1 protein-coding gene is annotated in these 13,342 nt (G+C 52.0%); it reads right to left on the reverse strand.

The window, feature by feature from the left end; all coding sequences use genetic code 11:
- A partial coding sequence (locus GF401_00660) for a DUF5107 domain-containing protein (protein ID MBD3343555.1) occupies window positions 1-13,342 on the reverse strand: 13,342 nt, incomplete at both ends.

Consider the following 13,342-nt stretch of genomic DNA (forward strand, 5'->3'; position numbering starts at 1 on the left):
ATCGGGTGTTGAACCGGTTACGGAAACCGTTACCGAATCGGTAAAGGTTCCCCCTGCCGGAACAATGCGCGGCTCCAGGGCGAAATACTCCTGGATTGCGGCAAACCAGGTGTGGCCCATCTTTTCCTGACCCGACTGGTTCGGATGAAGGCCGTCGGCATAGTCATCCATGTAGGTCAGAGCCGAATGCTGATCGACCACGACAACCGGCGATTGGGCAGTGCTCTTTTCAGCACCGTATTTTGCGATTGAATCATTCAATACCACCACCCACGAATCGAAATAAGCAGGAATAATCTGCGCAAGAAAAACAACCACCTCGGGGTTGACACTTCGAAGGGCGTCGATAATGTCCATGAGTTCGAGTGACGTGTTATGGGCGCATTGTTCTGCGGTCATGCCTGCGATATCGTTATCATGACCGATATCGTTTGTTCCAAGATGGATAAGCACCATATCGGGCGTGGTTGCCCCGGCCTGATCGCCGATCAACTGAAGAGCTTCATCCGACTTGATGCCCCATGTTCCCTGATGGTCCTGGTCGAAATCATAGGACGAGGGACCGTCTTTGGTGCCGTAGTTGGTGCCGACAAGGTTGACGTTATAGCCGTTGGTAACAAGGTCCTGCCAGAGGAAATACCGGTAGGTCGGATCACCGCCATTACCTTCGGTGATGGAATTACCGATTGGCATGATTCGCCATTCCGCCGTCACCGTCACCGGTACCGATTCACTGCTTCCGCCGGTATTGTCGGTGGCAACCGCGGCAAGTGAATGAACTCCCATGGGAATTTTATGCCAGACAATCTCATAGGGTGAAGTATTATCGGCGCCCAGAGATATGCCGTTTGCAAAAAATTCGACCTTTTCGACGCTGCCGTCGCCGTCAAAAGCATCGGCGCCGATCGTCAGATTGTTGCGGGGTGTTGTAAAACTGTTGTCGATCGGCGTAATAATTGTCACTTCCGGAAGAACGTTTGTTCCCACGGTAATGGATACCGCGTCAGAGGTTGTCTTCGCGTTATCGTCATCGATCGCCACAGCAGTAAGCGAATAGCTTCCCTGATCCGGTGAAATCCAGGTAAACTCAAAGGGAGCGATTGTATCTTCTCCGAGTTTATTGGCCCCTTCATAAAATTCGACACATCCGACAACACCGTCATTATCGGATGCATCGGCAGTGATCGTGATATTTGACGGATCATTAAAAACAGCCCCGTCGCCGGGATACATAATCGTCACGGTTGGCGCTGAATTCGTGTGTACAGTAATGTAATCGGTCTTGCTTTCGATAACCGTCCCACCAGCGCCGACTGCAGTAAGCGAAACAGTATATAATCCGTTTGCGGTATAGGTATGGGAAACGACGGATCCGGTGTCGGTTGTCCCATCACTAAAATCCCATTTCAGTGTGTCAACCGGGCCGCCACGTATGGTTGCAGAAAAAATAACGGTATGTGGCGCAAATCCGCTGGTCTGGTCTGCGCTGAAATCAACAATGGGGGAATCCGGTGGAGTGCCGACATAGAGAGGGATGACCGAAGCTGAATCACGGGCCGGAACATCGTCCTTCAAAAGCTTTCTGGTGATTCCATTGTGGGTTTCTTTTACCAGCGTATCAAAGCAGGTATTATCACCCCACACTATTTCACCGATTGAAGCGGAGAATTCCGATTCATGGTTGATAAACATAGGCATGGTTTTCGGATCGCTTCCGGTGGAATAGCAGAAACCACCGAGCAACTCGGTCGAACCTCCATTGCGCGTATCAATCAAGGCGCCTTTGCGCTCGGTTTTCAAACCCAGTATCCACAGGTTGCCGCCGTCATTGACAATTTTAGTATAGTCAACCTCGGAGTTGAGTTGACGGGCCCAGAGGTTTGTGTTTGTTACCCTTACCGGGGAGGCATAGACATCTTCCATGTACACCTCACCGGCGTCAACGGCAATGAAGGTTGGAAGCATGCAACTGCTGAGGACCAGGGCGCGTGAAGAGGCGTGTTCGATTTGGAGATCGGTGCCGATACAGTAAAATCGTTCGAATACCACCACCGGTGCTGTGCCGCTGTCGACAATAAATTTACCGCTTCCCACAAATCTTCCTTCACAGCCGATCAAACGACGTACTTCATTGCGAATATAAACGGCGTCGTCAACCCTGAACGTACCATTGGGAAAGTAGATGGTTGTATGACCGGCATCGATCGCTTGCTGGATTGCAGCAGTTGCATCCGTAGCGCCGGTACTGTCCGCACCATAGGCGACCGGATTGGCCCACTCGCTGAGGCTGTCCCACGGCACGGTCGGCGTTTCTTTCATCGGCAGGTTGAGCGACTGCGCTGCTCCATCAAAAAGTGTGCTGACTTCGTGGGACACATATTCACTTACCACGTTTTCGACGGCATCGGGAGTTGTCCCGTTATTGTTGTCTATCGATAGTGCATAACCGTCAACAGTTATGTTCCGTCCAAAGAATGTTTCATCGTTGATTATTGCCGGGAGGGTCGACGCCGCTCCGGTACCGGTGAGTTGGGCGTCAATGAGCACGACATGGCCCATAGTATTCCGGTTCCAGAGCACGGGAACTTCATTGAAACTTGTCAGGCCCTTGATGCTTACACATTGTTGGAAATTAACAAAGCCATATTGGTTCTGGTTTTGAAGCGTGAGGTTTTCAAATACCTGGCTGTTGACCGGACAACCTGTTTCAACACCGCGATCGAAACCGTCAATGAGAACATCCTTAATCAGGCAGGGGCCGATTTCGCTGGTGAAAGACAAATTAAGCCCGATCCGTCCGCGGCCGTCTTCAGAGATAATTTTTACCGATCGAATCGATCCCTGATTACTTGCGTTGTACTGGATACCCTCGGCGCCTGGATTGCCGGAACCGATATTGACTGTCAGGTTGCGGATCGAATTCCGGAACCGCTGCGCAGGTTTGGTCCCGGTGAAAAGGACCGGCCGGGGAGCAGCCGTGTCCGCGTATGGGGGGCAATTGTCGCGGAGTCGGATAATCGTATATTCGCTGCATTGACCTTGGAGAATGGTCCGCTTTTCTCGTGTGCTTTCATCGGCGCCGAGGGGCCATCGAAGGGTATCCGAAATATGGTAAATGCCGTTGGGCAGATAGATTATCCTGTTACCGTTGGGATAATCCGCCAGCGCCTGATTGATTGCCGCGGTCACATCAGTTTCCCCGTCGGGAACAGCGTTATAGGGCGGCAGGGTAACGTCGATAACCCCTGCATCTGAGGGGAATTCGATATTTTCATCAAGGCGGTCGCTCACGGTAACCGCAACCTTGTCGCTGTCCGACCCGCCGAGGTCATCAGTTACAATAAGCGTTAGAATATGAATGCCTGCCGAAAGATTGACAGCAGGGTTTATGCCGTTGGCGATTTCCACACCTGCATTTTCCCACCGGTATGATTGAATGGAACCGTCATTATCACGGGAACCACTTCCATCGAGCATAACAGTTTCCGAACCGTTCAGATCTGAATCGAGAACAGTCATTTGCCGGCCGGCGTCTGCTGTGGGTAATTGATTTGCTACAATCGATACGGTAACAATGGACGATACTGTAGTAGCATTGTCGTTGTCGGTTGCCAGAGCCGTAAGCTCATAGGTCCCGGTCGGGGGAGAAACCCAGGTGAATTCGTAGGGTGAAATCGTGTCGATACCAAGAGATTGTGCTCCCTGAAAAAATTCGACCGCCGAAATGGCGCCGTCGCTGTCGATTGCCGTTGCAGTCAAGGTAATATCGTTTCCGTGGATAACGGAGACACTGTCGGATGGGGCGGTAAGGTCGACTATTGGCGGCTGGTTCGCAAGAATTGTGATGGTGATTCCCGGCGAGGTGGTTGTTGCTTCATCATCATCGGTAGCGGTTGCCGAAAGAGAATAGCTGCCGATTGCCGGTGATGTCCAGGTCAATTCGTAGGGGGCGATGGTGTCGATTCCCAGGGAGAGAGTATCGATGAAGAATTCCACCTGTGCAATGGCGCCGTCGGTGTCCAAGGCGGCAGCATTGAGACTTACATCGCTTCCCTCTTTGAATGATGTATTATCATGGGGGGAGGTCAGTTCGATTGCTGGCGGCTGGTTGGCGACGACCGTGATGTTGATTGGCGCGGATATTGCGCTGTCGCCGTCATTGTCGGTTGCCACGGCGGTAAGGGCATAAGCGCCCGATGCCGGGGAAAACCATTGGAGCTGGTAGGGAACAGTGGTATCGATTCCCAGCGAGGTGGTATCGATGAAGAATTCCACCTGTGCAATGGCGCCGTCGGTGTCTGAAGCGTCGGCGGCAATTATTACATCCTGCCCTTCATCAAAGGAGGCGCCGCCGGTCGGTGAGCTTATGCCCACAGTTGGAGGTTCATTGGTCCGGTTGATTTCAAAAACAACATAACCAACCTGTTCACTGGTATGGTTCCGTTCGATGTCGGATTCCTGGTCTTCATCGATGGCCAGGTTGATCGATGTTGATGTAACAGGGTTACTTCCGTAAAGGACCGCCCATCCGCCGTTATTGCCGTCCATACCCGAAAGTACGGTGACCGCTCCAGCAGGATTAGCGACGCCGTGACTGTAGCTGTAGGGGGGTGAATCGGCGATTCCGAATATGACGTCATTACCGAGGGCCGTTTCGATCGTGATATCGTCCAATGAGTAGCTGCCGGATTCTAGAACGATATAGCCGAGTGTCTCATTATTTCGCGTAACTATATCATCTTCACAGACAGTTTTTCCGATGCTGATTGATGAGCTTGACGGAGGATCGGTAACCGAATTACCCCGGCTCCAGAACACCGAAAAGCGGCTGTCGTTACAAGTCATTACCTGGCCGACGACTACGGGATTGGTATACCCCTGGGAATAGGAGATTGTTTTGCCAACCCAGGAGTTATTTTCATCGGTGCTGGTCGAAAGCATTGTGCGGGCTTCCATGGTGACGCCGTGCTCAGCACTATTGTAAACGCCTTCTTCTGCAACGAAATAGTAAACATCAACCGGTGAAACAGTTCCCCCGTCGGTGGCGTCGACCCGAACATCAAAACTGTCGGCTACGGCATTTCTTATTCTGACAATAGAAGGTTTATGGCCGGCATCGTATACCGGCGTACAGACCACTACCATCGATGTGTAGGTGTTGGGAAGGGTGACTGTCTGCCATGCGCTTTCGACACTGGTTACAATGCCTCCGGTAAGCCGTGGATCAGTCGAATGAATGGTGATGGTAACGGTGTCTGATATTGCAGAATCGCCTTCATTATCAAAGGCAAGAGCGGTGATTTCGAAAACATCCGGAAGTACGGATGAAAGGGTGAATTCGTAAGGCGCCGAAAAGTCTTCGCCAAGTTTATCGGCGCCGTCGAAAAATGCCACCCTGTCAATACTTCCGTCGATATCGGACGCCGTGGCGGCTATAACGATGTCCGTGCCTTCATCAAATTCCGCACCGCCGGCCGGCGAGGTTAAAGAAACTTCCGGGGGAAGGTTGTCGACAATCGAAACCGGTACCGGTTCCGATGTCGCAGTGCCGCCGCTGTTGTCGACAGCAACGGCAGTCAATGAATAATCACCCAATGGATGGCCGGACCAGATTATTTCAAAGGGCGCAGTATTGTCTTCACCGATCCTGGTAGCGCCTTCAAAGAATTCCACCATACTGATCGTACCGTCTTCATCGGTGGCGTCGGCGGTGATAAGAATGTCTGCAGTTTCCTTGTACGCGGCCCCCGCGGAAGGGACCGTTATCGAGACAAGGGGAAGAATATTTGCCGGTGCGCTTTCAAAAACAACATATCCTGCCTGCTCGGTGGTATGGCCACGCTCGGTGTCATTCAGGATATCTTCATCCAGGCCGATTTCGATCGATGATGATGAGACTGGATTATTTCCATACAATACCGCCCAGGCGCCGTCACCCCCGTCCATTGCAGCTTGCGACACGACGGCGCCATTCGTAGTTGTCATGCTGTGGGAGTAAGTATAGGGAGGAGTGTTGGTCATACCCTGCAGGATGTCTGCACCCAGCGAGGCATTGATACTGATACCAGTCTGGTTCCAGGCGCCCGACTCGAAAACAATATAGCCGATCGTTTCATCGCTGCGGGTCCTGTCGGGATCTTCACCAACCATTTTGCCCACAAAGAGATCGGTTGTTGACGGCGGATTACCCGAAGAACTGCCGCGGCACCAGAACACGCTCCATCTGCCGTCATTATAGCTCATCACCTGGCCGACAACAACTGGACTCGAGTATGATTGCCCGTAGGACATCTGCCGGCCAACCCAGGAGCCTTTGTAGTCGGTGCGTGTCGAAGTAACCTTGACTGCTTCCATGGTGATACCGTCGGAAGCCTCGGTATAAACGCCTGTCTCGGCGACAAGATAGTACACATCGATTGATGATCCTCCAGGTCCTCCCACCGGCATCATGCGGATATCAAAACTGTTGTCAACAGCATTGCGCACACGTACGACTGCAGGAGCATGACTGTTGTCATAGACAGGGGTACAGACCACCACCATGGAATCATAGGAATAGGGGAGCGGGATTGTAATCCAGGATTCTCCCACGCTATCAACTAAACCTCCGGCGAGTTTCGGGCCGGTTATTGCCGTCTCATTGACCGATATGGATATCGGCGATGATGCTGTTGTTGCCCCCTTGTCGTCGGTGGCAACGGCCGTGATCGAATAGGCGCCGAGTGGTGGCGAGACCCAGGTATATTCGTAGGGAGCGGTGGTGTCGTCACCGAGTTTTGTTCCGCCCTGAAAAAATTCCACCAGGGTGATGCTGCCGTCGTTGTCGGTAGCGTCGGCGGTGATTATGATGTTGGTTCCCAGTGTAAATGAAGCGCCGTCGGAGGGGGCGGTGATCGTTGCAGTCGGTGGTTGGTTTGCAACAACGGAAATGTTTACTGCACCTGATGTTGTTGCGGCGCCATCGTTGTCGGTAGCTACTGCAGTAAGTGAATAGACGCCTTCGGGTGGGGACTTCCAGATATATTCATAGGGAGCGGTAAGGTCTTCACCCAGCTTGACGGCGCCCTGAAAAAACTCGACAAGACTTATGCTGCCGTCGGTATCCGATGCGTCGGTCGTGATAACAACATCAGCGCCTTCATCAAAGGAAGCACCTTCGGCAGGTGAGGTGAGCGATAACGCCGGCGGCTGATTTTCAACAACCGATATGGTGACTGCGACCGAAATCGAATCTCCACCCGAATTGTCGATCGCCTTTGCCGTGAGGGAATAATTTCCTGCGGCAATACTGTTCCAGGCATATTCGTAGGGAGCGGTAGCATCCTCACCGATTTTTGTGACCCCGTGGTAGAATTCCACCACAGTGACCGAACCGTCGGTATCCGATGCATCGGCGGTAATCGTGATATCCGCAGGTTCCTTGAAAGTACTTCCGTCGGCAGGTGAACTCAAAGAGACAACCGGAAGTTCATTGGCGCCTCTTGTTAAGGGGCTCTCGGCAGGACCTTCGACATCAGACAGGTGAGCGGGAAAGTCGGTTGCGTTGATTGCGATCATTACCCGGTCGACCTGCCATCCGTCTTCACGACGGCGGATCTGCACGGTATGAGGACCGGCGTCGAGATAGCCGAGCGGGTTTGCTCCATGAAACCACCGCCAGGTGGTTCCCATTTCCCAGAAATCAGATTCATTCGCGACAACACCGTCAATACCATATTTCGCTGAATTACTTGTGCCGTCGGGAGCGCGATACCGGACGGCAATGCGATAGGTCCCGGGCATGGAAATGTACACATCATAGGCAAGCTCGCAGTTGGAATCCCAGGTATTGGTACCACCACCGGTCCCGTCGAGAACTTCCATATAACCGTCTCCGGCAAATTCCCCGACCACTGTAGAGCCGACCCAGTTGGTGACATCGGTTCGTTGATCAACCCGCTGAGCATGCTCGGCTTCCATCACACATACACCGAATTGTTCCTCAAAGAGGCCTGATTGAATCGTACCCACGGTGATATAAACCGGTTCGGAGCCAGCCGAATCATTCTGATTGTCGATCGCAACAGCGGTGAGGGTATAACTTCCCGAAGGTACCGATGTCATGGTGAATGAATATGGTTCGGTGTTGTCGGAACCAAGAAGCGTTGCGCCTTCGTAGAATTCAACTGCCGAAACAGAGCCGTCGATATCATCGGCGGTAGCGGTGATATTGATATCGGAATTCTCACCGAAATGGTCGTAACTCGTCGGTGATGTCAGGCTTACGGTCGGCGGTTGATTGACACCTGAGGGGACATACCGCAAGTTCGCTGGAAACTCCGGCATGGTTGTGGCGATATTTTCCCACCAGGTGTTGATATATTCGAACCGTCTTTCGTGGCGCCAGTTGCCGTTTTGTATTTCATCTAAAAAATCGTTCATACGATAGGCGGCATGCTCATTCTGGTTGAGAAGGCCGTTTAATTTGTCTGCTGCACCGGCATACCCGAGTTCATTGAGCACAGTCCAGGTTTCAATCGAACCGGGATTGATATTTACAACCGCAAGGGCGTCGTTTATATCATTGTTGAGATAGGCCCGAAGAAGGCGTGGGCGGATTGCACGGGGTTTTTGCGTTACAAGGGAATCGAGCAGCGGTATCGCAAGACCGGGATTACCGCTCCTGATATGCTGCAAGGCTTTAAAGTAGTTGCCTTCGATTGGGGTATTGCTGAAATCACCACTGCCGGTCGTCTCGAGATCCATGAGCGCCTGGAGATAGTTGGTTGCCTGGAGGCGCCGCGTACCGATAGAATCGATATAACGGGCAACAACATCAAAGGCGCCGTGACGGTATGCCGTATTTGCCATGGAAACAAGAATGTCGGGATTATCGGCTGAAGTAATATTATCAACCGAAAGAATTGAAGCCAGACTGCTGACGACCCGTGTCTTTCCGGGAACGTCTTCGAGTTCATAGTTGAGTCCGTGGGATGCATCCAGTATTTGATAGTACTCCAGATCCGACTGTTGAGCACTTGCGAGAATACTGTCGTAATCGCTGCTGTTGTCCTGAAATACAAGCGGTAGTTGCACATTGCACAATTCGACTCCTTCATCCGTAACGATACGTAATCCCTGACTGAATGAACCGGTAAGGATTATGCCGGGACCCACGAGTTGGTTTTCCAGAATGGGAGCTGTTGACTGATTGTAGTCGTAGATGGTGATTACGTTATCGTAAGGTGCGGTCAGTTTGAATGTCCCGGCATCAATACCGACAGCAATATGCTCGTTGGCATATTCGGCTACACCAATATCCCGAGCCAGGTAGTATCGGTGTTCGAGGTCGTTTGTCTCAAAGGAGTTAACAAAATCTTCAGGTGCTTCGAATATATTATTTGTTGATCCCCATAATTCGTAGGGTGGCTGGTTATTGCTGTGATTGTAGATTTTTGCTCCGGGATATTTTACCGGATCGGTTACCCGGATATGGTTGGCGTCGGAGGCTGGATACCAGGTTCCGGCAAAGGGATACTCCGGATTGAGAGCAAAATAGGAACCGTACTGTTCGAGCGGCTCCGCGGGATTATCCAGGGGGCCTTCATTTTCGATATCCCAGGTAATCTCAGCAAAATGGCCTACCGCCCATTTGGTGGGGAAAAGCCATTGTCCACCGGCATCATACACATTCGGATAGCAGGCGTTGGTCCAGATACGATCGTTTCTTCGCAGGGGATTGGGATTTTCGGCAACATATTTTACCTTGAAATCGGAATGGCCGGGTTCGAGGGTGACGATACAGGTAAGATTTTTATCACCATACTTGCCCAGGAACCCCGCATCTTCTTCATTCTGATGCTGTTCGAACCGCATGTTCATGACAACATCAACGCTGCCGTCGGCTTTATTTTCGATATAGTAACCTGCTTTATAAGCAAGTTCGCCGTTGATATCGATCATCCCGGTGGAATTCTCGACATAGGGAAAACTCGGCTTGATACCGCCGAAATTCTGCGCAAAAGGTGCTGGATTAGCCGGATTGGAATACTCGGCAAACATCTCCCGGTGCGGCAAAACCGATTTGTCAACTGCACGGAGGATACGCATGCCGAGGTCCGGCGATATGTCTACCTCGATATAGCCGTTATCGAGGGTGATTGTATTGTACGAACGGTTGACGGTCCCATTGTTGCCGGTTGCCATATACGTGGCATTCTGACTGCTGTCGGCCCAGAGGATATAGTAACTGGTTGAAAGTGTGGGTACAACAAAGTCGGCGGATTCGGATCCCGGGGTTACGGTAACCCGGACATTTACGGTTACCTTATCGGTCGATGATGTTGTGCCGTCGGAGACTTCGAGTTCAAAAACATAGCTTCCATGCTGTGAAGCCGTGAATGTCGGCTGTAGCGCATTTGTATCCGAGAGTGTTGCCGTGGGCCCGCCGATTTGCCGCCAAAAATAACCGAGTGGTTGCGGTCCCGGTTCCGGATCAATCGAAAGACTGCCGTCAAGGGTGACAACTGCGCCGATATCAACAGCCCGATCATCACCGGCGTGGGCGACGGGGTCGGCGCCGCCGGCATAGGGGCTTTCGGCTCCGCCGATTTCGGTAGCGCCTTGGAGGGGAAGGTCGGCAATGTTTTGGGCAATCATGATCCGGTCGATTGCAAGGCCGTCTTCGCGGCGGCGGATATGAATTGAATGGGCCCCTTTGGAGAGATAGCCGATGGAGTATGATTGGCACCACTGCCATCCGCTGGATTGCCATTCGATAATCCTTCCACCAAACGGACTGCCGTCAATGCCCAGAAGCGCGGAGTCGTCGTTGGATGACGGCGCATTACGACGGGCGGAGAGGAAGTAGTATCCAGGCGTGGTAATCTGAATTTCATAGACCATCTCGCAACCCGTGTCGTTCGTGCCGTTTCCGGTGGAAGAATTTTCGGCAAGCATACAGGTCCCGTTTGCACAGTCGGCATCGGCAGTGGAGGCCCACCGGGCGTCGTCTCCCCGGATATTATGATAGGAAAAATTTTCGGCTTCAACAATGCAAACGCCGCCGATTTCAAGGAAAGGGCGGATCCCCGGCTCATACACTTTGATCCGGGTGGTATCGGAAAGGGTTGTCCTTCCCTCATTGTCGGTTGCTGTTCCAAAAAACGCATAGGCGCCCGGGGTAGAGGCGTTCCACGCAAAGGAGTATGGTTCTCCGGACATGTGAGCAAGGAGACTCCCGTCTTCGTATAAGTCAACTTCCGATACAAAGCCGTCGGTATCGAAAGCGTCGATCGTAATGGTAACATCGGCAGGAGCGGTATACCAGCTTCGATCGAGGGGAGAAGTAATGGTAATTCCCGGAGGGAGATTGCCGACTTCGAATGGTATTGTTTCAGACATTCCTTCGTTCAGATTAACATCAATTGCCTTTGCCGTTACGGTATAGGCGCCTGCGGTCAAGTCGGAAATAATCCATTGGTAGGGTGCTTCGGTATCTTCACCGAGTTTTACAGAATCAAGATAAAATTCGACTTTAGCGATATCGTTTCTACTGAACACCTTGGCGGCAACCGGGATATCGACACCAGGCATAATAATATCGCCCTGGGATGGTGCAGTAACGGCGATCCGGGGAATAGTCTCGGTAAAAATCGATGTTAAGGCATTATACCATCGAGTGGCCATTTTCTGTGCCCCCGAAGGATTGGTGACGCTGCCGCAGGGAGCGTAATCGTCGGGATGAATCATGTCGGAATACTGGTCGACAAGAGTAACCGGAGAATGGGCTGTTGACTTACTCGACGCCAGTGATGCTATGTGCGTGTTGAGAAGTGTGGGATCGTAGGGAGCGGGCATGGGGATAATCTGAGCAAGCAGCACGGCGATTGTCGGATTAACCGAACGGAGCGAGTCGATTATCGCGCCGATTTCGGCAACCGTATTGTCCACATCGTTCTGATCGGCCAGAAGATCAACAAAGCCAAGATGGATCAATGCGACATCAGGTTGAGCAGCTCGTGCCCGGTCGCCGATATGAGGCAGAAACTGATCGGCCCGCCGGTGCCAACGGCACTCGTGATCGGGATCGGGGAGAGAATCGATGGGAGTAGGGGAGAGATGGAGCGTATCGTGACTTCCCACAAAATCAAAATCATATCCGCCGCTCTGGAGCATGGTGTAAAGGTGATAGCGATAAGTGTTTTGCAGTTCTTCTGCGTGCGAGGATGAACTTCCAATCGGCATGATCCGAAGGGCGTCGGTGCTGAAATGCCGGTAGGTGACATCGGCCGTGGCGGTATCGACAATAATCTGGAGTCCCTGCCCGTTGGCCTGTGCCGTCATGACACCGCTTTCCCATTCCTGTTCGACGATCGGTTCGCCCGATATCACATGGTAAGTCTTCCATTTCGAATAGTCAACGAGTTTGCCGTCGCACCATACTTTTGGAACGACGCCGGCTTCGGTAATGACTTGTGGTGACGACTCTTTATCCTGATAGGTATAGGTGGTGAGCGGCATAAACTCCATTTTCAGGGATTTGCCGCTTGTCGAAATGTATTCGACCCGATCGGTTGCAGGAGAATAAAGGGTTGTGCCGGTTTTGATCGAATTGATAAAATCAGCATAGCTGCCGTGTTCTTCCTGCGTCCCGACTTCCATAATAACTGCTCCGAGTTGTCCGGCGGCAAATGTCCACATAAACCGGTCGTAATCTTCATCGCGGGGATAGGTCTCTGAGGAATTGCCCGTGCTGTTGAAAGGGATGCAGGCGACATACACGCCGTTGCCGCAATCTGCAAAGGCAATCGAGCCGTCGAAAGTGCAGTTGACACGTTCGGGAAAACAGACCCACACCGGTGAAGCATCCTTAACAAGGCGCATCATGACATTACGGTACTGTCCGATTTCTTCTTTCGGGTGACGGCCACTGAGAAGGTCGGTTGTTCCCACGTTGCCGAATATCTGGAGTGCCCCGACATTGGTCCCTTTTACACCCAGACGCCAGACACTCTGTTCAGAGAAACAACCGACATTCTGACCGTCGGGACGGTAGGTTGCCAGGCTGCTGAGGGTATAGTTCTTTTCGAGAAAGAGTGTTTCGAATTCGAACCGCCTGCTTTCAGGAGAATTGCCCCGCCAGTAGGCATAATTATTGTTGTCGAGATGATAAAAAGGTTTTGCATTGTGCATCTCGACCGGAGTAGTAAAATTGCGCTGGGCAATATCGATTGCCACTTGCGGCGGGCGGTAGGAGCAGTAGGGTATCATACCTATGGTGTTGATCCGCATGTACTGCTGGAGACTGTCGATATCGTAGGAAGGCTGCGTGGCATCGCCGAAATAGGCATAAGAATAGGGA

Source organism: Chitinivibrionales bacterium (assembly GCA_014728215.1).
In the GTDB taxonomy this organism is placed as follows: Bacteria; Fibrobacterota; Chitinivibrionia; order Chitinivibrionales; family WJKA01; genus WJKA01.